Source organism: Methylobacterium carpenticola, assembly GCF_042748905.1.
GTDB lineage: Bacteria > Pseudomonadota > Alphaproteobacteria > Rhizobiales > Beijerinckiaceae > Methylobacterium > Methylobacterium carpenticola.
In genome coordinates this window covers 5,012,501-5,036,226 of record NZ_JBHZEO010000001.1, presented here as the reverse complement: position 1 = coordinate 5,036,226, position 23,726 = coordinate 5,012,501, and the positions used below count along the sequence as shown (strand labels likewise).

The following is a 23,726-nucleotide window of genomic DNA, read 5'->3' as shown; positions in this document are numbered from 1 at the left end:
ATGCCCCATCGCCTGCACCGCGGCGACCTGCCCGCCGATTACGATCCGGGCCCGGCCATCGCGATCGACACCGAGACGCTCGGCCTCCAGCCCCACCGCGACCGGCTCTGCGTGGTGCAGATCTCCCGCGGCGACGGCGAGGCCGACGTGGTGCAGATCCCCAAGGTCGGTCCGGAGCCCGTGGTGCTCAAGCGGGTCCTGGCGGATCCCACCGTCACCAAGATCTTCCACTTCGCGCGATTCGACCTCGCGGTGCTCTATCACCGGCTCGGCGTGATGCCGGGACCGATCTACTGCACCAAGGTCGCCTCGCGACTCGCGCGCACCTACACGGACCGGCACGGCCTCAAGGACCTCGTGCGCGAACTCCTCGGCGTCGAGCTCTCGAAGCAGCAGCAATCCTCCGATTGGGGCGCGGAGACGCTCACCCCGGCGCAGATCGACTACGCGGCCTCGGACGTGCTGCACCTGCACGCCCTGCGCGCCAAGCTCGACGTGATGCTGGCCCGCGAGGAGCGCACCGCCATGGCCGAGGCCTGCTTCGCCTTCCTGCCGACCCGGGCGAAGCTCGACCTGCTCGGCTGGGAGGACGTCGACATCCTGGCCCATAGCTGAGCGGCGCGGCCACAACTTCGACACCGGAGCGCGGCAAGGAGGCCGACGGGCCCGCCTCTGCCGGCAGGATCCCAGCCGGAGCGCGAGAGAGGTGGGGCGAGCCCCGTGATGGAAGCCGTCGAGATTCCAGGCCCCGGCCTCGCGCCGCTCGATGCCCGCCGCCAGCGCGCGCATCGGCGGGCGCAGCGCCACAGCGCGCAGGTGCGCTTCCTGCGCGTCGCGATTCCCCTCGGGGCCGCGGCAGCGGTGCTCGCCGTGGCGGCCGTGGCCTGGCTCGATCCGTTCGGGGCCCTCGGCGTCACGGTGAGCCTCGGCGAGGTCAGCGTCTCGGGTTCCAAGGTGACGATGGAGAGCCCTCGCCTCACCGGCTATCGCGGCAAGGACGGCCGGCCCTACGAGGTGACGGCCAAGGCCGCGCTCCAGGATGTGCGGCGCCCGACCGTGATCGAGCTGCAGAGCATGAAGGGCCGCATGCAGGCCGACGAGACCGGGACCCAGTCCCATCTCGAAGCCGCCGCGGGCGTGTTCGACACGCAGAAGGAATCGTTGGAGCTGAGCCGCAGCATCCGGCTCTGGACCGACAAGGGCCAGGAGGCGCGCCTCACCTCCGCCCAGGTGAACTTCAAGGCCGGGACGCTGAATTCCCGCGAGCCCGTGACCGTGACTTTGCCGAACGGGACCATCCGGTCCGACGGGCTGGAGGTGGTCGATAACGGCCGCTCGATCTCGTTCGTCGGCAACGTCAAGACCGTGTTCGACGGCGGCGTGACGGGGACCGGCGACGCGCCGGTGCGGACCTCCGCGGCCGAGGTGAAGGACGACCAGCCGTGACCACCCGCCTCGCCGCGGCGCTCGCCGCCACCCTGCTGCTCGCCGCTCCGGCCGCCCTCCACGGCGAGACCGCGCCGCCCAAGAAGGAGCGCAATTCCGGCTTCGGCGCCTTCGGCGGCTCGGGCAAGGAGCCGATCAAGATCGACGCGGACCGCCTCGACGTCTTCGACCGCGAGAACAAGGCGATCTTCGCCGGCAACGTCGTGGCCGTGCAGGGCGAGAGCACCATCCGCTGCTCCACCATGACGGTCCACTACCTGCGCAACAAGGACGCGAAGGCGAAGGACGGCGCCAAACCCACGGATTCCAAACCGGCGGATGCGAAGCTGGCGGAGGTCAAGGCGGAGACGAAGCCGGCCGATCCGACCGACAGCGGCGCGATCAAGCAGGTGGTCTGTGCCGGGCCGGTGACGGTGGTGAACAAGGATCAGGTCGCCACCGGCGACAACGCCGTGTTCGACAAGGCGGCCAACCGCGTGATCCTCACCGGCAACGTGGTGCTGAGCCAGTGCCAGAACGTCACCCGCGGCAACCGCCTCGTCTACGACATGAATACCGGCCGGGCGAACATGGACCCGACCGCGGGCGGGCGCGTCTCCGCGATGTTCGTGCCGGGCGGCAAGGAGGAGGCCAAGGGCAAGCAGGCCGGCTGCCAGCAGCCCCCCGCCCAGGCCGGCAAGCCCGCGCCCAAGCCGCGCGCGCAGGCGAACTGAAGCCGCGCGCGCAAACCAGCTGACCGGGATTCACCGCGTCCGCCGGGCCACCAGGAACAGGCGCGGGAAGGGCAGCAGCACCCGGCCGTCGCTCTGCGGCGGATAGGCTTCGGCGAGGGCCGCCTCGTAGCGGGCGAGGAACGCCGCTTGTCCCTCCCCGTCGAGCGGATCGAGGAAGGGGCGCAGGCCCGTGCCGCGCACCCATTCGACGATGCCGCGATGGCCCGCGAGGGGATGGACGTAGGTGGTGCGCCAGATCTCGACCGTGCAGCCCGCCGCCGAGAGCCACGCGTCGTATTCCGCGAAGCTGCCGATGCGGGCGCGGGAGGCGGCGGCCGCGGCGAGGCGCGTCGCGAAGGGTGGCTCGCCCGCGACCGCGCGCATCAGCCGGTGCGACGGCTCCTCCAGATTGTCGGGCATCTGCACGGCGAGGCAGCCGCCGGGAGCGAGGCTGCGCGCGAGGCGCGGCAGCAGGCTCGCATGGTCGGGCAGCCATTGCAGCACCGCGTTGGCGAAGAGCAGGTCCGGGGGCGGCTCCGGCCTGAAGGTCGCGATGTCCGCCTCCGCGAAGGCGATCCCGGGCAGGCGCTGACGCGCCGCATCCAGCATCTCCGGTGAACTGTCGAGGCCGCGGATGTCGGCTTGCGGGAAGCGGGCGACGAGGAGTTCCGTGCTGTTGCCGGGGCCGCAGCCGAGATCGACCACCCGGGCCGGTGCCTGGAGCGGCACCCGGGCGAGCAGGTCGGCGGCCGGCCGCGTCCGTTCGTCGGCGAATTTGAGGTACTGCGCCGCATCCCAGCCCGCCATGGCGCCCTCCGGATTTCCGCCCGTCGTGACAGAACCTTAGCCGGAGATCGACTGTTGCGGAAGCGGTTCCTTACGCGTCGCCGCTCTCGGAGCGGCCGATGCCATGCAGGGCCGCCGCCACCGCCGCGGCTCCGGCCTCCTGCGCCTTCAGGCGCCGCTCGAGGCGGCGCAATTGCGGATCGAAGGCAGAGGGCAGGCCGGGATCGCCGAGGTAATCCGGTTTCTCGGAGCGCTGGTTGTAGGTGGCGCGCAATTGCTGGGCGAGGTGCTCGCGCACGCGCGGCGGCAGCGCGGGCGGGTCGAGGGCATCGTTGTCCGCCATGATCCGCAATCCCGTTGGAGTGATCGATGGGGAATCGAAGAGCCCCGGCCCATCGGGTGAGGGGCCAGGGCTCGGAGGGAGTCGGCGCCGCCCGCGCGGCGCCCGACGAAGGTCTTGGCCGATCGCGTTTAGTCGATCACCTGCACGATGCGGTGGCTGCCCGGATCGACCAGCACGACGCGATCGTTGACGACGGTGTAGCGGCGGCCGCGCACGCCGTACTCGGAGGGCACCTCGTAATAGGTCACGCCCGAGGAGGGCAGCACGGCGCCGACGCGGATGTCGCCGTCGTAATCGTAGGAGCGCACGCGGCGGCTGGTGGCGTATTCACGGAAGCGCGGACGATCGTCGACGCCGAGGAGGCCGCCGACCGCACCCGTGGCCGCGCCCACCGCGCCGCCGACGATGCCGCCGATCGGCCCGGCCGCGTCCGCACCCTCCTGCGCGCCCCGCTCGGCGCCGCGCACCAGGCCCTGGGCCTGGGCGGCCATCGGCAGGGACAGGGCGAGGGCGGTCATGGCCAGAAGCGTCTTGGTCTTCATGGATTCACTCTCCGTTTCGGTCCGGTCCGCCCCGGTCGAGCGAGGCGGGATTCGGCGGGAGTAACGCCGCGACACGCGAAACGGTTCAGTCGAGATCGGCCGGAATCTCGGATGTTGCTTGGGCGGACCGGCCGCCCGGGTGCGGCGACGCCCCTTCAGCCGTCCTTCGGCATGGCCGACTGGATCAGCCGGTCGGCCCCGAGATCCTCCTCGTCGTAGCCGAGGAGTTCCGCGAGGCGGTTGCGGGCGCGGCTGACCCGGCTCTTCACCGTGCCGACCTTGCAGTTCATGATCGCCGCCGCCTCCTCGTAGGAGACGCCCTCGGCGCCCACCAGCACCAGCGCCTCGCGCTGGTCGGGCGGCAGCTTGGCGAGCGCGCTCTGGAGATCCTCCACGTCGAGCCGGTCGCCCTGATGCGGGGCGGTGGCGAGGCGGGCCGCGTAGGAGCCGTCCTGATCCTCGACCTCGCGCACCCGCTTGCGGTGATCCGAGTAGAAGATGTTGCGCAGGATGGTGAACAGCCACGCATTGAGGTTGGTGCCGGGCTGGAACCGCGCCCGGTGCTGCCAGCCCTTCAGCAGGGTGTCCTGCACGAGGTCGTCGGCCCGGGCGGCGTTGCTGGTGAGCGAGAGGGCGAAGGCGCGCAGCGAGGGCACCGCCTGCAACAGGCCGTCGCGGAACTCGGGCCGCACCACCTCGCCCTGCGCGGCGAGCGCCGCTTCGAGCCGCTCGATAAGGTCGGCGAACCGCCCGCTCGAATCCTCGGACCCGAGCGCCTCGTAGGCGACGCGCAACTGGTTGCCGAGATGGCTGCGGATGGTGGCCGACAGGCCGGGACGGGGATCGGTCGGCTGGTCGTGCGACATGGGTCTCCGCATCTGGCTCACCGACGGGGCGGGGGCGCTCCCGCGCGGTCCGGATCACGGGCGCCGGACCGAGGGCTCCTTGAGAGAGATGGGTCGCGCCGCGGCTGCGAAAAGGCCAGGCCGTCAGCCCCGCGATCGTCAGCCGCCGACCGCCGCTCCCGTCTCGTCGCCGTCCGGCACGCCGAGCCGGAAAGCCAGGACCGTGCCGGGCGCCAGGTCCGTCCAGCGCTCGTCCCGAGTGAGCGGCTGCGTCGCCACCACCGTGACGATGTCGTCGGGCGTGGTCTCCTCGGAGAAGTTCACGCACCAATCCTCGTCGATGAGCGTGGCGGTGCCGAACGGCGCCCGGCGGGTGAGGTAGCAGAGCCGCTTGCCGCAATGCGCGTAGAGCGTGCGGCTGTCGGTGAGCAGCATGTTGAACACGCCGAGCCCGTGCAGCTCGGCCGCCAGCGCCCGCACGGCGCCGTCGAGGAGGGTCGGGCGCGGCAGCGTCGTCCAGCGCGCCTCCAGCCGACCGAGCATCCAGCAGAAGGCGTGCTCGCTATCCGTGGTGCCGACCGGCTTGAAGCGTCCCAGGGGCAGGCGCTTCACGCCCTTGAGCTGCCCGTTATGCGCGAACGTGAAGGTGCGGCCCCACAATTCCCGGCTGAACGGGTGCGTGTTCTCGAGGGAGACCCGGCCGCGATTGGCGCGGCGCACATGCGCCACCACGATGCGGCTCTTGATCGGGTACTGGCGGATCAGCCGGGCGATCTCCGAGCGGGCGCTCGCCTGCGGGTCGTGGAAGCTGCGGCAGCCCCTGCCCTCGTAGAAGGCGATGCCCCAGCCATCCCCGTGCGGTCCGGTCTCGCCGCCGCGGCGGGCGAGGCCGGCGAAGCTGAAGCGGATGTCGGTGGGCACATTCGCGCTCATGCCGAGCAGTTCGCACATCGCGCGGACCTGACGAGGAGTGGGCGGAAGCGGGCCGGGGCCGCGCGCGACCTCCGTCCAAGGGGTTGGCACTCTTCCCGAAACCGCCTCGGGCGCGCAATCCCCGCGGCGCCCCGCTTCATCGGAATTTCACCTGGTATTCAAAATTTTTCCTTTGCCTATGAGATCAAGCTAAAAATACTGAACCCCAAGCGCATGGCCAAGCCGTCCCGCCGGCGAGCGCAGCAGGGAGAGAAGCCGCAGATGACGTCCGTCGCCGCTACCCGGACCCACTCGCCCGCGATCGCGGGTCGCTGGTTCCAGCTGATCCTGGGCGTGATCTGCATGGTCGCCGCCGCCAACATCCAGTACGCGTGGACGCTGTTCGTCCCCGAAATCCAGAAGACCTTCGGCTGGGACCGGGCCGCGATCCAGGTCGCGTTCACCATCTTCGTGGTGGTCCAGACCTGGCTCACCCCCATCGAGGGCCACTTCATCGACCGCTACGGCCCCAGCCGCGTCGTCATGGCCGGCGGCTTCTTCACCGGCCTGGCCTGGGTGGTGAACTCCTACGCCTCCTCCCTGACCGGCTTCTACATCGGCGCGGTCATCGGCGGCATCGGGGTCGGCTGCGTCTACGCCACCTGCATCGCCAACGCCCTCAAGTGGTTCCCCGACCGCCGCGGCCTCGCCGTCGGCCTCACCGCCGGCGGCTACGGGGCCGGATCCGCGCTCACCATCCTGCCCATCGCCAGCATGATCGCCGATGGCGGCTTCCAGCAGGCCTTCTTCGTCTTCGGCCTGATCCAGGGCGCGCTGATCATCCTGGCCTCGATCGGCCTGCGCTCGCCGGCCCGCGGCGAGGTGACCTTCTCCACCACCGTCCAGCAGAGCCGGCGCGACTACACCCTGGGCGAGGCTTTGCGCACCAAGGTGTTCTGGGTGATGCTGATCATGTTCACCTGCACGGTGACCGGCGGGCTGATGGCGGTGGCCCAGCTCGGGGTGATCGCGCAGGATCTCGGGGTGAAGAACTTCCAGGTCAACCTGTACTTCATCACCATGGCGGCGCTGCCCTTCGCGCTGATGCTGGACCGGATCATGAACGGGATCTCGCGGCCGTTCTTCGGCTGGATCTCGGACCGGATCGGGCGGGAGAAGACGATGTTCATCGCCTTCTCGCTGGAGGGGATCGGGATCGTGGCGCTGGGCACGTTCGGGCACAATCCGTGGGCGTTCGTGATCCTGAGCGGGATCGTGTTCCTGGCCTGGGGCGAGGTCTACAGCCTGTTCAGCGCCACCGCCGCGGACACGTTCGGGTCGGGGCACATCGGCAAGATCTACGGGGTGCTGTACTGCGCGAAGGGCTTGGCGGCGCTGCTGGTGCCCGCGGGCAACCTGCTGATGCAGGCCACCGGCACCTGGACGAGCGTTCTCTACACCGTCGCCATCCTCGACCTGATCGCCGCCTGCCTCGCCATCACCGTCCTCAGACCCATGCTCAAGCGCCACCACGCGCAGGCGTAACGCCTCGGCGGAATGGCATCGAGAGATTCCGCCGAGGTCCTTGGTTTCGCATCGTCGCCGCCGCCGAAGCTGTCACCGCTTCGGCGGCGACGACGCTGACGACGCCCTCACACCAGAATGTCGAGCACGCGCTTCTGGATCTCGTTGGCCTGCCGTAGCATCGCCGTCTGGATCGACAGGTCGGTCTTGGCGGCGAGACCCACGGCGGCCTCCACGGCGCCGCCCGGCCCGCCCGATGGTGCCGCGGCGACCCGGGTGGCGCCCGCCGCGAAGCGGCCCGTCGCCGCGAGAAGGCCGGTGGTGGCGCTGCCGATGGCGTTCGTCATGGGGTGGGCTCCCGTCAGGAGCCCGGACGGAAGCACGATCGGCTTAAGGTTTCCTCGCCCCCTACGCTGCTCGCCCGATCGCCTCGCAGCGGAAGGCGCCGTAGGCGCCGCGCGCCAGCCGCTCGGCCAGGGCCGGCAATACCGTCTCCATCTCGCCCGCGAGCGTGTAGGGCGGATTGACCGCGATGAGGCCGCTGCCGGAGAGCCGCGTCGGATCGTCCGGAGAGTCGATGAGGAGGTCGATGCGCAGGGCCGGCCGGTCGAGGGCCGCGCCGAGAGCGGCGGCCATGCGGTCGACCGCCCCGATATCCTTGATCGGATACCACGCGAGATAGAGGCCGGTCGGCCACTTGGCGACCGCCTTGGCGAGGTCGCGGCCCAGCCGGCCGATCTCACCCGGCACCTCGTAGGGCGGGTCGATCAGCACGAGGCCGCGGCGCTCCTTGGGCGGGATCAGGGCCGGCAGCGCCGTCCAGCCGTCGAGCGCCATCACCTTGGTGCGGGCATCATGGCTGAAGCGCTCGTGCAGCAGCGCCCCGTCCGCCGGATGCAGCTCCACGAATACGCCCCGGTCGCCCGGGCGCAGGAAGTGCCGGATCAGCGCGGGCGAGCCCGGATAGCTCTCGGGGCCGTGCCGCTCCTGCAGGTGGGCCACCGCCGCGCGGTAGGGCGCGAGCAGGACCTCGATCTCGGGCGCGAAGGGCTCGGCGAGGCGGCCCCAGCCATCGTGCCACTCCCCCGTGCGGGTGGCCTCGTCGGCGGTGAGATCGTACCAGCCCAGGCCCGCATGCGTGTCGATGGCGCGGAACGGTGCCTCCTTGCGCTGGAGGTAGGCCAGCACCCGGGTGAGCACGAGGTGCTTGAGGACGTCGGCGTGGTTGCCGGCGTGGAAGGCATGGCGGTAGTTCACGCCGCCCTTCTAGAGCATTCCCCGACAGGGAGGGAACCGGCCCGTCGCGGGCAGCCGCCGAACCCTGATTCGTGTCGGCGGCCGCTCGCCCTCCACCTCGCGAGCGGCGTGCTCCGGCATTCCGCCGCCGCATTCAGCACGCCCGCATGATCAGCCAAATACAACCGCGCGACCATTGCAGCCGGGCCACGGGCGGCGGCCATCTCCAGGGCCTCGCTTGCGACCGCTGGTAAAGTATGTTTGGGTCGAGAGGTCCTTGCTGGAGCCCATCATGTACGAAGGATACCGCGTCGTTGCTGTGATGCCGGCCGGACGGCGGCAGTATATGGAAATTATAATTCCCTATATTATCTCTTCGGAACTTGTCGATGAGCTCCATCTCTGGGTCAACACCAACGCCGCGGGTGATCTCGACTATATCCATAGCTTGGCTGCGCGCCATGCCAAGATCAAGCCGATCCTACCGACCGCCATCAAGCGCACGGGCGACAGCTGGGCGGGGCTGACGATCGGTCAGTTTTTCCAGGAATGCATCGACACCGACGCCATCTACATCCGCTTCGACGACGACGTCGTCTATCTGGAAGAGTATTTCTTCGAAAGGTTCCTCCGGTATCGCGTCGCGAATCCAGATCATTTCGTCGTCTTCCCGCAGATCATCAACAATTCAGTCTCCACCTTCCTGATGAATTGCCAGGGCGTGTTCGCCGGGTCGGGTGCCGCCGCGATGGCGCAACTGGTCGGCACGAGCTGTACCGATCCGGTCGGCTGGGCCCACGGCGGTTTTGCCGAGAGCGTGCATCGGTTCTTCCTGGACACCCTGCGGGCGGGCCGGCTCGACGCCATCCGCATCCCGTCGCAGACCATCTTCGGACGCTTCTCCGTCAACTGCTTCGCGTGGTTCGGCAAGCGGTTCGCGGAGTTCTCGGGCGTCGTCCCGGGCGACGAGGAATTCTGGATCAGCGCCGTCGGCCCGGTGCTGCACAAGTCGCCGGCCTCGATCTGCGGCGACGCGATCTGCGCGCACTGGGCCTTCACGCCGCAGCGGCACTACCTCGAAGCCACCGATCTGCTTGAGGAATACCGGCGCCTCGCACGCGAGACGTATCCGGCCTCCTACGCGGGCGAGGGCAGCCTGTCCTACGAGCGGGGCCAGAGCGTGCAGACGCTGGCTTCGGCGAATGCGCGGGTGTCCGGCCGCTACCGGATGTTCGTCAACACGCTCTCCGCGCCGGGGCCGCTCCTCGCCCTGCACCCGGATGGCAGGATCACCGACGAGGCCGGCGTTGCCGCCTTCGCGAACGAGCACAGCTGGAAGATTCACGCGCCGTCCGGCCAGCTGTTCCTGTTCTCGCGGGCTGGCGAGATGACGTCGGTCCTCGCCTGCACCTCCCTCGGCCGGTTGGACAACGACAGCCTCGAATTCGCGGGCCCCTTCGTCGCCGATCTCGGCAGCGGCGTGACGTATATCCTGCGCAGCACGGCGATGTAGCGGCTCCACCCGCGCCCGCCCGGCGGGGGGTGATCCGGCACCCGCCTCGATCGAGCGGGGGCCGGACCCTGAGACCTGTGCGCGGCGCGACGGTGCCACCATCCACGGTGGTTCCTGCCAGGGCGCACCCCCAACATGTCGTGGTCCCAACGCGTCGCGCACAGGTCTCACGACGAGCCCGCGCGGCGCGGAGCCTTGCGCGCACATCCGGGCGAAGCCGATGGCCCCTTGCGAGGCGATTGCCCTGGCAATCGCCGAGCAACCAATCGGAAATCGGATCAGAGGACCGCCCGGCGGATATCGGCGAGAGCCTCGGCGACGAAGCGCAGGAAGCGGGCCGCCGCGACGCCGTCCACCACCCGGTGGTCCCAGGACAGGCTCAAGGGCAGGATCAGCCGCGGCTGGAACAGGGCACCGTCCCAGACCGGCTCGATCCGGGCCGGCGCGGCGCCGAGGATCGCCACCTCGGGGGCGTTGATGATCGGCGTGAAGCCGTCGCCCCCCACGCCGCCGAGGGATGAGACCGAGAAGCAGCCCCCCTGCATGGCCTCGCCCTTGAGGGTGCCGGCCCGCGCCTCCGCGGCGAGGGCCGCCATCTCGGCGGCGATCTCCACCACGCCCTTGCGGTCGCAGTCGCGCACCACCGGCACCACGAGGCCGCGCGGCGTATCGGCGGCGAAGCCGACATGCACGTAGTCCTTGAGGATCAGGTCGCCCCCGTCGAGGGCGGCGTTGAAGCGCGGGTACGCGCGCAGGGCCGCGGCGGCGGCCTTCAGGAGGAAGGCCGTCATCGTGACCTTCGCGGCGGGCTGGCGCGGCTGCCCATTCAGCTCGCGCCGGAACACCTCGGTCTCGGTGACATCCGCATGGTCGAAATTGGTGACGTGCGGGATGGTGAGCCAATTGCGGGCGAGGTTCGGTCCCGAGAGCTGCTGAAGGCGCGAGAGCGGCTCGCGCCGCACCGGGCCGAAGCGGGAGAAATCCACCTGCGGCCAAGCCGGCAGGCCGGCGCCGATGCCGGAGGCGGCCGGCGCCGGCGGGGCGCTCGCGGGCGGGTTCGCGAGCGAGCCGCGCACGAAGGCCTGCACATCCTCGCGCAGCACGCGGCCGACGGGGCCGGTCGGGGGCACCTCGTCGAGGGGCACGCCGAGTTCCCGCGCATAGGCCCGCACCGCCGGGGTGGCGTGGACGCCGGGCGCGGTCGGCGGAGCCGCCGGCGCAGGAGGCGCGGAGACCGGAGCGTCGGGTGTGGCGGGAGGCGGCGCGGCCGGGACCGGCGCGGGTGCCTCGCCGGAGGTGTCGATCATCAGGATCGGCGTGCCGGCCGAGACCTTGGTGCCGACCGCGACCAGGAGTTCGGCCACCACGCCGGCCACCGGCGAGGGCACCTCCATGGTGGCCTTGTCGGATTCGAGGCTGATGAGCCGGTCGTCCACGGCGATGCGGTCGCCGGGCTTCACCAGGATCTCGACGATGGGAATGTCGGTGAAGTCGCCGATATCGGGAAGCGTGACGGGCAGGCGGGAGGTCATGCGGGGGGCTTCGGGCGGAGGGCTTCGGGGAGAGATCGGACGGGCTGAGGCTCCGGCGCGGGTTCCCCTCTCCCGCCTGCGGGAGAGGGGCAGGCTGATGCGTCACACCGTCCAGGACGGCGGCGCTTCCGGATCGAGCCCGTAGCGGGTCACCGCCTCGGCGACCCGCTCGCGCCCGATCGCGCCCTCGTCGGCGAGCGCCGCGAGGGCCGCCACGACGACGTGCTGGCGGTCGACCTCGAAGAAGCGGCGCAGGCGGCTGCGCGTGTCGCTGCGCCCGAACCCGTCCGTGCCGAGCGTCACGAAGCGCCCCTCCAGATAGGGCGCGATGAGCTGCGGATAGGCCCGCACGTAGTCGGTGGCGGCCACCACCGGGGCCTTGCCGGGCAGGAGGTCCGCCACGTGGCTGCGGCGGGCCGCGGATTGCGGCTTGAGCCGCGCCTCCCGCTCGGCCGCTTGCGCGTCGCGCGCGAGTTCGCTGAAGCTCGTGGCGCTGAACACCGCCGAGCCGACGCCCCATTCCTCGGCGAGCATGCGGGCCGCGGCGATCACCTCCGGCAGGATGGCGCCCGAGCCGAGGAGCCGCACCCGCTCGCCCTCGCCGAAGGCGGCGAAGCGGTAGAGGCCGCGCACGATGCCCGTCTCGGCGCCGGCCGGCATCGAGGGCTGGGCGTAGTTCTCGTTCATGGCCGTGACGTAGTAGAACTCGTCCTGGCCCTGCTCCATCATCCGGCGGGCGCCGTGATCGAGGATCACCGCCATCTCGTAGGCGAAGGCCGGGTCGTAGGCCCGGCAGTTCGGCACCGTCGAGGCGCCGAGCAGGCTCGACCCGTCCTGGTGCTGGAGCCCCTCCCCGCCGAGCGTGGTGCGCCCGGCCGTGGCCCCGATGAGGAAGCCCCGCGCCCGCTGGTCGGCCGCCGCCCAGATCAGGTCGCCGACCCGCTGGAAGCCGAACATCGAGTAGTAGATGTAGAAGGGCAGCATCGCGAGGCCGTGGACGCTGTAGGCCGTGGCCGCCGCCGCCCAGGACGAGATCGCCCCCGCCTCGGTGATGCCCTCCTCCAGGAGCTGCCCGTCTCGCGCCTCCTTGTAGAACAGCATCGAGCCCGCATCCTCGGGCTCGTAGAGCTGGCCGAGCGGCGAGTAGATGCCGACCTGCCGGAACAGGTTCGCCATGCCGAAGGTGCGCGCCTCGTCGGCGACGATCGGCACGATGCGCGGCCCCAATTCCTTGTGGCGCAGGAGGTTGCCGAACAGACGCACCGCCGCCGTCGTGGTCGACATCTCCTTGCCGTCCGCCTCCAGGGCGAAGGCGGCGTAGGAGGACAGCTCCGGCACCGGCACGGGCGGGGCGGTGCGGCGGCGCTTCGGCAGGGAACCGCCGAGCGCCGTGCGGCGCTCGCGCAGGTAGCGCAGTTCCGCGCTGCCCTCCGGCGGGCGGTAGAAGTCGAGGCGCTCCACCTCCGCGTCGGAGAGCGGCAGGGCGAAGCGGTCGCGGAAGGCCTTGAGGGCGTCGGTGTCGAGCTTCTTCGCTTGGTGGGCGGTCATGCGCGATTCACCCGCCCCACCCATGCCGTAGCCCTTCTTGGTCTTGGCCAGGATGACGGTCGGGCGGTCCCGGGTGGCGCGGGCCGCCGCGAAGGCCGCGTAGAGCTTGCGGAAATCGTGGCCGCCGCGCTTGAGCCGGTCCACGTCCGCGTCCGACATGTGCGAGACGAGGGCCTTCACCTCCTCGTCCTCGCCGAAGAAGTGGGCGAGGTTGTAGGCTCCGTCCTTGGCGCCCAGCGTCTGGTACTTGCCGTCCACCGTGGCGGCGAAGCGGCGCAGCAGGGCGTGGTTGGTGTCGCGGGCGAAGATCGCGTCCCACTCCGAGCCCCACAGCACCTTGATCACGTGCCAGCCCGCGCCGCGGAACAGGCTCTCCAGCTCCTGGATGATCTGCCCGTTGCCGCGCACCGGGCCGTCGAGGCGCTGGAGGTTGCAGTTGATCACGAAGGTGACGTTGTCGAGCTTCTCCCGCGCCGCGAGGCTGAGCGCGCCGATCGATTCCGGCTCGTCCATCTCGCCGTCGCCGAACACGCCCCAGACGTGGCGCCCGTCGGTATCGGCGAGGCCGCGGTCGCGCAGGTAGCGCATGAAGCGCGCCTGGTAGATGGCGTTGATCGGCCCGATGCCCATCGAGCCCGTGGGCACCTGCCAGAAATCCGGCATCAGCCAGGGATGCGGGTAGGAGCACAGGCCCTGCCCGGCGATCTCCTGCCGGTAATGCTTGAGGTGATCCTCCGAGAGGCGCCCCTCCAGGAAGGCGCGGGCATAGACCCCGGGCGCCGAGTGCGGCTGGAAGAAGACGAGATCCGCCCCGGCCCCGGTCTCGTCGCCGGCGCGGAAGAAGTGGTTGAAGCCGAGTTCGAAGATCTCCGCCGCCGAGGCGTAGCTCGCCACGTGGCCGCCGAGTTCGCCGTAGGCCATGTTCGCCCGCACCACCATGGCGAGCGCGTTCCAGCGCATGATCGAGGTCAGGCGCTCCTCGGTGGCGAGGTCCCCCGGATAGGGCGGCTGCTTCTCGAGGGGAATCGAGTTGCGGTAGGGCGAATAGGGCGGTGCCTCGTCCACGAGCCCGATGGCCTTGGCCTTCTCCTCCAGCCGGTCGAGGAGGAAGCGGGCCCGCTCGGGCCCGGCATGCCGCACCACCGATTCGAGGGAGGCGAGCCAGTCGGCGGTCTCGCCGGGATCCGCATCGGCGACGCCGCGCGGTCCCACGATCGACGGGGTGACGCCCGGCTTGACGCTGGCGCTCATCGCTTCTCCTCCCGGCTGTCTCGCCTCTTCAGGCTGGAATCGCCCAAGCCGGGGAGAACCACAAGCGCCGATTACCGGGGGAGGGCCTGCGCCTCGATCACTTGGTCGCGCGGCAGCGCCGTCTGCCAGAGGGCGCCCGAGCGCGCCTTGTCGTAGCCGTCGTCGAACAGCCTGCGCATGTAGGCGGTGTCGAAGCCCTGCTGGGCTGCGACCTCGGGGATCCGCCGGTCGATATAGGTGAGGTTGAAGCCGATGCCGTTGCGGTGTGCGAAGGCCGCGGTGCTGGCCAGCGTCGCGCGCGAGCGGGCGCGGCCCACGGTCGAGAGAGTGCGCGAGGCGATGGCGAGGGTGCGGTTCTCGACCACGTCGAAGCTCGGCTCGATGCGGCCGTTGATGATCACGAAGATGTTGGGCCTGCCCCGGCGGCTCGCGAAGTGCCGGTCCTGGCCCAGGAAGGATTCCGGCAGGGTGAAGACCGGGGTCGCCACCGCCCCGTCCACGTGCAGCTCCTGGAAGGCGCGGTTGCCGGCCTGGGCCTCGATCAGCATGGCCGGGAACACCGCCGGCACGCTCGCCGAGGCGGTGAGCACGTCGCGGAACAGCTCCATGGCGTTGGGCTGGCCGCTCGCCGCGATGGCGCCCATGTCCCAGATCATGGCGCGCTGCGAATCGAGATTCGTCGTCACGACGAGGAGGCGGCGGCCCTTGCGGTGCTCCTCGGCGATCTGGGCCAGGATCTCGGGGCTGATGTAGCGCCCGACGAGGTCGCGCAGGCGCTGGTCGCCGAACAGCCCGTCGCCGAGCAGCAGGTTCAGCGGGCTCGGCGACTGCACCAGGGTCGAGGCGATGCCGCTGGTGTAGATCTCGCGCAAGGTCGGGTCGTAGGCCGGCCCCAGGAAGGCGAAGGGCGCGATCAGCGCCCCCGTCGAGACGCCCGAGACGAGGGTGAAGGCCGGGCGCCGGCCGCTGTCGGTCCAGCCGTTGAGCACGCCCGCCCCGTAGGCGCCGTCCCCGCCGCCGCCCGAGAGGGCAAGGTAGGTGAAGGGCTCCTTCTGGGAGGTGGCCGCCTCGCTCACGCTGGCGAAGGCGGAGGCCGGCGCGTCGGCCCAGTAGCGGATGCTGGGCGCCTGCCCCGGCACGGTGGCGATGGCGGCCTCCGCGGCCGTGTAGGGCGTGCGCGGGATCGAGGAGCAGGCCGCGATCGGCGCGGCGACCAGCGCGGCGAGGAGCGCGCGCACAGGATGCGATCGAAGAAACACGGGAACTCCGCCGTCGGTCTCGCTGCCGCCTCGCCCGGACTCTCGGGCAAGCGCGCCGGAATGGCAACGCTTATGGCAAAGCTTGAGGCCCGGAAGAGTTCCCTTCGGGGCGGGCGTGGCCGCGGTGCATCGGTGCGCTTCCGGCGGCCCTGCCGCCGCCGGAGCGGCGCGGTCAGCCCGCCGTCTTGGTGCCTCGCCGGCCGAAATCCGGCTCCGCCGTCTCCTGGCCCATGGCGACGATGCCGCGGCGGATCGTGCGGGTGCGGCTGAACAGGGCGTGCAGCGCGTCGCCGTCGCCCCAGCGGATCGCTCGCGCCAGCGCCGCCAGATCCTCGTTGAAGCGGCCCAGCATCTCCAGCACCGCCTCCTTGTTGTTGAGGAAGACGTCGCGCCACATGGTCGGGTCGGAGGCGGCGATGCGGGTGAAGTCGCGGAAGCCGCCGGCCGAGAACTTGATCACCTCGGATTGAGTGACGGTCTCCAGATCCGCCGCCGTGCCCACGATGTTGAAGGCGATGAGGTGCGGCACGTGGCTGGTGATGGCGAGCACGAGGTCGTGATGGGCCGCGCTCATGGTCTCGACCACCGAGCCCAGGCCCTCCCAGAAGCCGCGCACCCGGGCGACCGCCTCCGGGGGCGTGTCGTCGGGCGGGGTCAGGATGCACCAGCGGCCCTGGAACAGGGTGGCGAAGCCCGCATCCGGGCCCGATTGCTCGGTGCCGGCGACCGGGTGGGCGGGCACGAAGGCGACGTGCGCCGGCAGGTGGGGCGCGGCGGCGGCCACCACCGCGCCCTTCACCGAGCCCACATCCGACAGGATGGCGCCCGGCCTGAGGGTGTCGGCCAGCGCCGCCGTGACGGGGCCGACCGCCCCCACCGGCACGCACAGGATGACGAGATCCGCCTCCGCGACGCCCGCCGCCACGTCGTCGGTGACGTGGTCGGCGATGCCGAGCGCCCGCACGCGCTCCAGCACCTCCGGGTCGCGGTCGATGGCGGTGATGCTGTCGACGAGGCCGTTCGCCCGGGCGCCGCGGGCGATCGAGGAGCCGATCAGCCCGAGGCCGACCAGGGCGAGGCGGCGGATGCGGGCGGGCTCCTCACGCATGTCCGCGCTCCCGCACGAAGTCGCCGAGGGCCGCGACCACGGCCTCGTTCGCCTCGGCCGAGCCGATGGTCATGCGCAGCGCGTTCGGCAGGCCGTAGGCCGCGACGCGGCGCAGGATCAGGCCGCGGGCGGTGAGGAAGGCATCCGCATCGGCCGCGCTCCGGCCGGGCGTGTCGGGGAAGTGGATCAGCACGAAGTTGCCGACGCTCGGGGTGACCGCGAGGCCGAGATCGGTCAGCGCCCGGCTCACCTTCGGCAGCCATTCCTCGTTGTGGGCCACGGCCGCCGCGATGTGGGCGTCGTCGGCCACCGCGGCCGTGCCGGCGGCGATGGCCGCCGCGCTGAGGTTGAAGGGGCCGCGGATGCGGTTGACCGCGTCCGCCACCGCCGCCGGGGCCACCATCCAGCCGATGCGCAGGGCCGCGAGCCCGTAGGCCTTCGAGAAGGTCCGGGTCATCACGACGTTCTCGGATTCGGCCACCAGTTCGAGGCCGGCCGCGTAGTCGTTGCGGCGCACGTATTCCGCGTAAGCCGCGTCGAGCACCAGGAGCACGTTGCCCGGCAGGCCCGCATGCAGGCGGCGCACCGCGTCGAAGGGCAGGTAGGTGCCGGTCGGGTTGTTGGGATTGGCGAGGTAGACGATGCGGGTGCGCGGGGTGACGGCGCGCAGGATCGCGTCCACGTCGGCCGTGTGGTCGCGCTCCGGCACGACGACCGGCGTGCCTCCCGCCGCCAGGATGGCGATGCGGTAGACGAGGAAGCCGTACTGCGAATAGATCCCCTCGTCGCCCGCGCCCAGATAGGCGTAGGTGAGGAGCGACAGGAGCTCGTCCGACCCCGCCCCGCAGACGATCCGCTCGGGGTCGAGCCCGTACTTCGCCGCGATGGCCCGGCGCAGGGCGGTGGAACTGCCGTCCGGGTAGAGTTCGAGATGGGCGGCGGTGTCGCGCATCGCGCTCACGGCGGCCGGGCTCGGGCCGAGCGGCGTCTCGTTCGAGGAGAGCTTGTGCAGCTTCACGCCGGCCGGCGCCGCGCTCTTGCCCGGCACATAGGCCTCGATCTCGAGAACGCCGGGGCGCGGGACGGGACGGAGAGCGGCGGACATGACGGATTCCGGGCATGCGGTGAGGACGTCGCCCGTCTAGAACATGTCGGGTGCGAGGGGAACAGGAGCGGGACGCGCCCCTCCCCCGCCACCGCGTCCGGCCCCGCCGTCGCGCGGCGGCGAAGGCCGCCCCCGTGCCGGGCCGGCACGGATGCCCGAGCGGGGGGCGGGCGCGTGCCGTGCGGTCATCCGCAATCGGCGTCACATCAAAGGGCCGCGTGGGTGACGCGTTGGCTTGCCCGGGCAAACCCGCTTAGACTTCTTCCAATGATGGAGGAAAGCCATGTGCCGCATCTTCGCGGAGCAGCCGCCGGAGAACTACGCCTGCGAGACGCGCTCGTTGCGCATCGGGGGGCACTGCACGTCGCTGCGGCTCGAAGCCGCGTTCTGGACCATCCTGGAGGACATCGCCCGGCAGGAGAACCTGAGCGTCGCCAAGTTCGCGACCAAGCTGCATGACGAGGTGCTGGAACGCCACGGCGAGGTGCGCAACTTCGCCTCGCTCCTGCGCTGCTCCTGCCTGATCTACCTCGCCAAGGGCGGGACCGGCCGGTTCGGCGTTCCGGCCCTGATGGCGGCGGAATAAGGCCTCAGCCCGCCTGGACCGCAGCGGAGACCGCCACGGGGCTCGGGGCGAGGACGAGGCCCGCCCGGTCCAGGAAATCGGCGAACCGGTCCGAGGCGAGGTAGGCGAGTTCCGCCGGCCGGCTCTCCACCACGGGATCGAGGGCGCGCAGCTCGTCGTCCACCTCGCCCGGATGGCACATCACCAGCGGGGCCGGCCCGGGATGGGAGAAGGCCCGCTCGAAGGCCGGTGCGAAGGCCTCGCCGGAGGCGAAGTCCGAGAAGCCCGAGAAGCCGCGATTGGTCGGGAAGCCCTGTCGGGCGGCGGCGGCCCGGAAGCCGAGGGCGAGGGTCCGCACCAGGGCGGCCTTCGGGGCGGAGGGCCGTGCCCGGATCGCCGCGAGGCGGTCGGCCGGGTCGCGCAGCCACAGCCGGCCCGACAGGCCCCGCCGCGCGAGCGTCGCGAGGAGGGCGCCGCGGATCCCGGGCAGCACGTGGACGTGCTGGTGCCCGTCCACGAAATCGGGCGGGCGCCCGATCGCCTCCTCGAAGGCGTCGAGCTGGCGCGCGATCTCGGCGGCGATCTCCCCTCCGTCGAGGGCGCCCGCGAAGGCCATCCGCATCAGCCGGCCGAGCGGGGGCAGGCTCCCGGCGGGGGCGAGGCGCGGCATCGCCGCGAGCGGCGCACCCGCCGTCAGCGTCAGGTGCAGGCCGAGCCCGATCCGCCCGTCGAACGCGCGCAGGGCCGGGGCCTCGCGCGCGAAGGCCGGCAGGTTCGTCATCGCGCCGGTGGCCGAGAGGCGCCCCGCCTCCGCCAGGGCGCGGATGCCGCGGCTCACCCCGGCGCTCAGCCCGTAATCGTCCGCGCAGAGCACGATCGGGCGCCGTTCAGGTCGCATCCGCTACAGCATTCCCTTGAGCCGGGCGTCGAAACCGGCTTTTGATGCCCGCCAGAAGCCGGCCCCGCCGGCACCAGATTGAGGAACGGCACCGTGGAGCTGTTCAGGCCCAGCGACCCGATCGACCTCAGCGTCGTCATACCGGTCTACAACGAGAGCGCCAATATCGGTGCGCTCCTCGGCCGCCTGCTGCCGGTCCTGGAGCGCATCACCCCGGCCTTCGAGGTGGTGTTCGTCGATGACGGGAGCCGCGACGACACCGCGGCGGTGATCGCCCGGCAGAATGCCCGCGAGCCGCGCGTCGGCGCGGTCTCGTTCAGCCGCAACTTCGGCAAGGAGGTCGCCATCGCGGCCGGCCTCGACCATGCCCGCGGCCGCGCCGTGGTGCTGATGGATGCCGATCTCCAGCACCCGCCCGAGCTGATCGAGACCTTCGTGGAGCGCTGGCGCGAGGGCAACGTCATGGTCTACGCGCAGCGCGTCGACCGGGATGGGGAGAGCGCCCTGCGCCGCGGCTTCGCGCGCCTGTTCTACCGGCTCTTCGCCCGGTTCGGCGAGATGCCGCTGCCGGAGGGCGCGGGGGATTTCCGCCTCATCGACCGCAAGGGCGTCGAGGTGCTGCGCGCGCTGCCCGAGCGCGCCCGCTTCTCCAAGGGCCTCTATTCCTGGATCGGCTTCCGCTCGGTCGGCGTGCCCTACGTGGTCGCGGCGCGCCACGAGGGCGAGAGCAAGTGGAGCTTCCGCAAGCTGTTCCGCTTCGCCTTCGACGGCATCACCTCGTTCTCGACCGTGCCGCTGCGGGTCTGGACCTATCTGGGCGGCGCCATCGCGGCGCTCGCCATCCTGGCGGCGCTCTACTTCATCGCCGAGTACCTGTTCTGGGGCCCGAACGTGCCGGGCTTCGCCTCGCTGATCGTGTCGGTGATGTTCTTCTCGGGCGTGCAGCTGATGTCGCTCGGCATCATCGGGGAGTATATCGGGCGCATCTTCGCCGAGGTGAAGCGGCGCCCGCTCTACGTGGTGGCCGAGCGGATCGGCCCCGCCGCGGCGGGGCAGAGCGGAGCCTTCCCGGACGATCGCCGCGGCCGCGCCACCTTCACCGGCGCCGTATGACCCGGCGGGCGCGAGGGCGCCCGCTGCGGGCGCGGATGCGCCCGTCAGAGTGAGAGATTCGGTGACATGATCCGCAGCATCCTCTCGGTCGGCGGCTGGACCCTGGTGTCGCGCGTCACCGGCTTCCTGCGGGACGTGGTGATGGCCGCCGTGATGGGTGCGGGCCCGATCGCCGACGCCTTCGTGGTCGCCTTCCGGCTGCCCAACCACTTCCGGGCGATCTTCGGCGAGGGCGCCTTCAACGTCGCCTTCGTGCCGACCTATGCGGGGCTCGACGGGGCCGGGGAGGTCACCGGCGCGCGCCTGTTCGCCGACCGCATCTTCACCCTGATGCTCGGCGTGCAGGTGGCGCTCCTCGCGCTCGCCCTGCCGCTGATGCCCTGGATCGTGCGGGCGCTGGCGCCGGGCTTCGCGGACGAGCCGGAGAAATTCGTCCTCGCGGTGGCGCTCACCCGCATCACCTTCCCGTATCTGCTGTTCATCACCCTGGTCACGCTGCTCTCCGGCGTGCTCAACGCGCGCCGGCGCTTCGCCGCCGCCGCCGCCGCGCCCGTGCTGCTCAACCTCTCGCTGCTCGCCGCCCTGGCGCTCGCCTTCCTGTTCCCGAACGCCGCCTATGCGGCGGCCTGGGGCGTGGCGGTCTCGGGGGTGCTGCAATTCCTGCTCGTCTGGGCGGATGCGGCGCGGGCCGGCGTCGCACCCCGCCTCGCCCGCCCGACGCTGTCCGACACCGGGATGGTGCGCTTCTTCCGGATGCTGGGGCCGGCGGTGATCGGCTCGGCGGGCGTCCAGATCGCGATGTTCGCCGACACGATCATCGCCTCGTTCCTGCCCACGGGAGCGGTCTCGGCCCTCTACTACGCCGACCGCCTCTACCAGCTGCCCTTCGGGGTGATCGGCATCGCGGCCGGCACCGTTCTGCTGCCGGAGATGAGCCGCCGGCTCGCCGCCGGGGACGCCGCCGCCGCCCACGCGGCGCAGAACCGGGCGACGGGCTTCTCGCTCGCCCTCTCGGCCCCCTTCGCGGTGGCCTTCCTGCTGGTGCCGGACCTGATCATGACGGCCCTGTTCCAGCGCGGCGCCTTCGACGCGGAGGCGGCGGCGCGTGCCGGCGCGGTGCTGGCGGCCTACGGCCTCGCCCTGCCGGCCGCGGTGCTGATCCGCAGCATCGTGGCGAGCTTCTACGCCCGGCAGGACACGCGCACGCCCGTCATCGCCTCGCTCACGGCCGTCGCCCTCAACGTCGCCCTCAAGGTGGCGCTCACCGGCCCGCTCGGGGTGACCGGGCTCGCGCTCGCCACCGCGGCCGGCGTCTGGGTGAACGGGCTGATGCTGTTCCTGATCGCCCGCCGCCGCGGCTGGACCGCGCCGAGCCGGGCGCTCGCGGTCACCACCTGCGGGGTGCTCGCCGGCTGCGCGGTGCTCGCCGCCGGCACAATCGGGGGGCTGCCGCTCCTCGAACGCCTGATGCCCGCCCTGCCCCGCTTCCGCGAACTCGCGATCCTGACGGCGCTCGGGTCGCTCGGTCTGATCGCCTACGCGGCGACGCTGCTCGCGGCGTTGCGGCTGTTCGGGGTGCGGCTGAAGCGGGTGTGAGCCCGATATCCGCAAGATCGCGATCTTGCGGATATCGGACATGAGCCTGCGCTTGGCTGCGAGATTGCGCTTCGGTCGCGGTTTTCCGCCGGAGCGGACATCCTGACGGTTCGGCCCGCCCTACATGGATGGCTTCTGCGCCTCGCGAGACGGCCGATGCCCCTCCCCTCCCCGTTCGACGCCGCCCGCGCCGTCGTCTTCGATGCGTACGGCACGCTGTTCGACGTGCATTCCGCCGTGCAGCGCCACGCGGCGGCGATCGGCGCCGAGGCGGCGAGCCTCTCCGAGACATGGCGGCACAAGCAGCTCGAATATTCCTGGGTGCTCTCCCTCGCCGGCCGCTACGCGCCGTTCAGCGCGCTCACCGCACAGGCTCTCGATTACGCGCTCGCCAAGCATCCGGGCATCGACCGGTCCATGCGCGCTCCGCTCCTCGACGCCTACCGGCGGCTCGATCCCTATCCGGAGGTGCCCGCCGCCCTCGGCGCCCTGCGGCGGGCGGGACTCGCCACCGCGATCCTCTCGAACGGCGATCCCGGCATGCTGGACGAGGCGGTGCGGTCGGCGTCGCTCGGCCCGCTCCTCGACGCGGTGATCTCGGTCGACCCGGCCGGAACCTTCAAGACCAGCCCGCGCGCCTATGCTCTGGCGACGGACCGGCTCGGGCTGCCGGCCGCCGCCATCCTGTTCGTGTCGTCCAACCGCTGGGACGTGGCGGGCGCCGCCGGGCAAGGTTTCCTGCCCGCCTGGGTGAACCGCACCGGCCAGCCCGACGAATATCCCGACCTGCCGCCGCTGCGGGTGATCGACCGTCTCGACGCGCTTCTCCATGGTTGAGCCCCGGCGCCGCAAGATCCGCACAATGGCGTGCAAGGGGAGACGGCCGGAATGGCGAGGCGGCGGATGGCGGTTCGGTGGGTGATGATCGCGGCGCTGGCGGTGCTGCCCGCCGCTCCGGCCGCGCGGGCGCAATCCACGCCGAAGCATCTCACGCCGCTTCCCGCCGCGACCCTCGCGCTGATGACGGCGCGGGACACGAACCCGGCCGCCCCGATCCTGATGCGGGCCTACAAGAAGGAATCCGAGATCGAGGTCTGGAAGCGCGCTGCGGACGGCCGCTTCGTGCTGCTCAAGACCTTCCCGATCTGCCGCTGGTCGGGGCAGCTCGGCCCGAAGCGCAAGGCGGGCGACCGGCAGGCGCCGGAGGGATTCTACGCGGTCCGCCCGCAGCAGATGAATCCCAAATCGCGCTATTACCTGTCCTTCGACGTCGGCTATCCGAATGCCTACGACCGGGCGCAGGGCGGCACCGGCTCGGCTCTCATGGTGCACGGCACCTGCTCGTCGGCCGGCTGCTTCGCCATGACGGACCGGCAGGTGGGTGAGATCTTCGCGCTCGCCCGCGAGGCCTTCGCGGGCGGCCAGGCGGCGTTTCAGTTCCAGGCCTTCCCGTTCCGCATGACGGCCGAGAACCTTGCCCGTCACCGGCAGGATCCGCACATCGCCTTCTGGCGGCAGCTCAAGGAGGGCTCCGACCGGTTCGAGGCGACCGGACGCGAGCCGATCGTGACCGTTGTGGCGGGGCGCTACAGCTTCGTGCCCTATCCGGACCCGGCCATCGAGGCGCTGGCGCTGGCGCGCCGCACCGGGGAGGAGGCGCGGATCGCCGCTCTCGTCGGGCGCGGCATCGAGGCGGTGCGGACCACCTACGCGGATGGCGGCCAGCATCCGGTCTTCGCGGCGCTCCTGCGCCGCGGCGCCGCTCTTGGCGAGGTCAGCCGGCCGGAAGCCCTGGCGATGGCGGGCCAGGAGGTGATCACCATCCCGGCCCGGCACGCCGTGATCGCCGCGGCCCCGCCCGTGCCGATCCTCGTCGCCCTGCCGGTGATCG

General features: G+C 71.4%; 23 protein-coding genes (1 of these 23 cut by a window edge). 10 read left to right on the top strand and 13 right to left on the bottom strand.

Annotated features, from left to right (window positions below; genetic code table 11):
• The 3 genes from ACE101_RS23340 to ACE101_RS23330 all read left to right on the top strand — a co-directional run bounded on the left by ACE101_RS23340 (window position 1) and on the right by ACE101_RS23330 (window position 2,159).
• Window positions 1-615, top strand: coding sequence for a ribonuclease D (locus ACE101_RS23340; protein ID WP_379134725.1), 615 nt, complete (start codon window positions 1-3; stop codon window positions 613-615).
• Window positions 616-723: 108 nt separating this feature from the next.
• Window positions 724-1,446: an LPS export ABC transporter periplasmic protein LptC gene (gene lptC / locus ACE101_RS23335; RefSeq protein WP_379134723.1), complete on the top strand. Its 723-nt coding sequence runs from the start codon at window positions 724-726 to the stop codon at window positions 1,444-1,446.
• Window positions 1,443-2,159 (top strand): LptA/OstA family protein, encoded by a 717-nt coding sequence (locus tag ACE101_RS23330; RefSeq protein WP_379134720.1) that lies wholly within the window; start codon window positions 1,443-1,445, stop codon window positions 2,157-2,159. The genes lptC and ACE101_RS23330 overlap by 4 nt, the downstream gene beginning before the upstream one ends.
• A 30-nt stretch (window positions 2,160-2,189) precedes the next feature.
• Here ACE101_RS23330 and tam read toward each other — a convergent pair whose 3' ends face one another.
• The 5 genes from tam to ACE101_RS23305 all read right to left on the bottom strand — a co-directional run bounded on the left by tam (window position 2,190) and on the right by ACE101_RS23305 (window position 5,626).
• Complete coding sequence (tam, locus tag ACE101_RS23325; protein WP_379134718.1) at window positions 2,190-2,966, bottom strand: trans-aconitate 2-methyltransferase; 777 nt, start codon at window positions 2,964-2,966, stop codon at window positions 2,190-2,192.
• Between the two features lie 70 nt (window positions 2,967-3,036).
• A complete protein-coding gene (locus tag ACE101_RS23320; protein WP_379134716.1) occupies window positions 3,037-3,288 on the bottom strand; it encodes a hypothetical protein in 252 nt (83 codons plus the stop codon).
• A gap of 128 nt (window positions 3,289-3,416) precedes the next feature.
• Window positions 3,417-3,830: a DUF1236 domain-containing protein gene (locus ACE101_RS23315; RefSeq protein WP_379134713.1), complete on the bottom strand. Its 414-nt coding sequence runs from the start codon at window positions 3,828-3,830 to the stop codon at window positions 3,417-3,419.
• Window positions 3,831-3,985: 155 nt separating this feature from the next.
• A complete protein-coding gene (locus tag ACE101_RS23310; RefSeq protein WP_379134711.1) occupies window positions 3,986-4,696 on the bottom strand; it encodes a sigma-70 family RNA polymerase sigma factor in 711 nt (236 codons plus the stop codon).
• A gap of 138 nt (window positions 4,697-4,834) precedes the next feature.
• Entirely contained in the window at window positions 4,835-5,626 is a 792-nt protein-coding gene (locus ACE101_RS23305; RefSeq protein ID WP_379134709.1) for a class II glutamine amidotransferase, read from the bottom strand.
• 243 nt (window positions 5,627-5,869) lie between these two features.
• On the opposite strand from ACE101_RS23305, the gene oxlT reads away from it, so the two are divergent.
• Window positions 5,870-7,132 (top strand): oxalate/formate MFS antiporter, encoded by a 1,263-nt coding sequence (gene oxlT / locus ACE101_RS23300; protein ID WP_379134707.1) that lies wholly within the window; start codon window positions 5,870-5,872, stop codon window positions 7,130-7,132.
• A gap of 107 nt (window positions 7,133-7,239) precedes the next feature.
• Here oxlT and ACE101_RS23295 read toward each other — a convergent pair whose 3' ends face one another.
• Together ACE101_RS23295 and ACE101_RS23290 are read right to left on the bottom strand one after the other, a co-directional pair.
• Complete coding sequence (locus tag ACE101_RS23295; protein ID WP_379134705.1) at window positions 7,240-7,458, bottom strand: hypothetical protein; 219 nt, start codon at window positions 7,456-7,458, stop codon at window positions 7,240-7,242.
• 61 nt (window positions 7,459-7,519) lie between these two features.
• On the bottom strand, window positions 7,520-8,368 hold the full coding sequence (locus ACE101_RS23290) for a 23S rRNA (adenine(2030)-N(6))-methyltransferase RlmJ (RefSeq protein WP_379134703.1): 849 nt from the start codon (window positions 8,366-8,368) through the stop codon (window positions 7,520-7,522).
• A gap of 256 nt (window positions 8,369-8,624) precedes the next feature.
• Between ACE101_RS23290 and ACE101_RS23285 the strand changes: the two genes are divergently transcribed.
• A complete protein-coding gene (locus ACE101_RS23285) occupies window positions 8,625-9,860 on the top strand; it encodes a hypothetical protein (protein WP_379134700.1) in 1,236 nt (411 codons plus the stop codon).
• Between the two features lie 278 nt (window positions 9,861-10,138).
• Here ACE101_RS23285 and ACE101_RS23280 read toward each other — a convergent pair whose 3' ends face one another.
• The 5 genes from ACE101_RS23280 to ACE101_RS23260 form a co-directional block, all read right to left on the bottom strand.
• A complete protein-coding gene (locus ACE101_RS23280; RefSeq protein WP_379134697.1) occupies window positions 10,139-11,392 on the bottom strand; it encodes a 2-oxo acid dehydrogenase subunit E2 in 1,254 nt (417 codons plus the stop codon).
• A 102-nt stretch (window positions 11,393-11,494) separates the two neighbouring features.
• Entirely contained in the window at window positions 11,495-14,191 is a 2,697-nt protein-coding gene (gene mdeB / locus ACE101_RS23275) for an alpha-ketoglutarate dehydrogenase (RefSeq protein WP_379134694.1), read from the bottom strand.
• Window positions 14,192-14,262: 71 nt separating this feature from the next.
• On the bottom strand, window positions 14,263-15,450 hold the full coding sequence (locus ACE101_RS23270; protein WP_379134691.1) for a patatin-like phospholipase family protein: 1,188 nt from the start codon (window positions 15,448-15,450) through the stop codon (window positions 14,263-14,265).
• A 172-nt stretch (window positions 15,451-15,622) separates the two neighbouring features.
• On the bottom strand, window positions 15,623-16,558 hold the full coding sequence (locus tag ACE101_RS23265; protein WP_379134688.1) for a prephenate/arogenate dehydrogenase family protein: 936 nt from the start codon (window positions 16,556-16,558) through the stop codon (window positions 15,623-15,625).
• Window positions 16,551-17,663 carry a pyridoxal phosphate-dependent aminotransferase gene (locus ACE101_RS23260; RefSeq protein WP_379134685.1) on the bottom strand — a complete coding sequence of 371 codons (1,113 nt, stop codon included), beginning with the start codon at window positions 17,661-17,663 and terminating at the stop codon, window positions 16,551-16,553. Before ACE101_RS23260 ends, ACE101_RS23265 begins: the two co-directional genes overlap by 8 nt.
• Window positions 17,664-17,946: 283 nt before the next feature.
• On the opposite strand from ACE101_RS23260, the gene ACE101_RS23255 reads away from it, so the two are divergent.
• A complete protein-coding gene (locus ACE101_RS23255; protein WP_379134682.1) occupies window positions 17,947-18,249 on the top strand; it encodes a ribbon-helix-helix domain-containing protein in 303 nt (100 codons plus the stop codon).
• 4 nt (window positions 18,250-18,253) lie between these two features.
• On the opposite strand, the gene ACE101_RS23250 is transcribed toward ACE101_RS23255, so the two are convergent.
• Complete coding sequence (locus ACE101_RS23250) at window positions 18,254-19,126, bottom strand: ChbG/HpnK family deacetylase (RefSeq protein ID WP_379134679.1); 873 nt, start codon at window positions 19,124-19,126, stop codon at window positions 18,254-18,256.
• A gap of 93 nt (window positions 19,127-19,219) precedes the next feature.
• Here ACE101_RS23250 and ACE101_RS23245 point away from each other — a divergent pair, with 93 nt between their 5' ends.
• The 4 genes from ACE101_RS23245 to ACE101_RS23230 all read left to right on the top strand — a co-directional run.
• Window positions 19,220-20,239 carry a glycosyltransferase family 2 protein gene (locus ACE101_RS23245; RefSeq protein WP_379134677.1) on the top strand — a complete coding sequence of 340 codons (1,020 nt, stop codon included), beginning with the start codon at window positions 19,220-19,222 and terminating at the stop codon, window positions 20,237-20,239.
• Between the two features lie 66 nt (window positions 20,240-20,305).
• Window positions 20,306-21,835 (top strand): murein biosynthesis integral membrane protein MurJ, encoded by a 1,530-nt coding sequence (gene murJ / locus ACE101_RS23240; protein WP_379134674.1) that lies wholly within the window; start codon window positions 20,306-20,308, stop codon window positions 21,833-21,835.
• A 156-nt stretch (window positions 21,836-21,991) separates the two neighbouring features.
• Window positions 21,992-22,672 carry a haloacid dehalogenase type II gene (locus tag ACE101_RS23235; RefSeq protein ID WP_379134672.1) on the top strand — a complete coding sequence of 227 codons (681 nt, stop codon included), beginning with the start codon at window positions 21,992-21,994 and terminating at the stop codon, window positions 22,670-22,672.
• 51 nt (window positions 22,673-22,723) lie between these two features.
• Window positions 22,724-23,726 carry the 5' portion of a L,D-transpeptidase family protein gene (locus tag ACE101_RS23230; protein WP_379134670.1) on the top strand. 128 nt of this gene lie beyond the right edge of the window, so the window shows 1,003 of its 1,131 coding nt (coding positions 1-1,003); it begins with the start codon at window positions 22,724-22,726; the stop codon falls past the right edge of the window.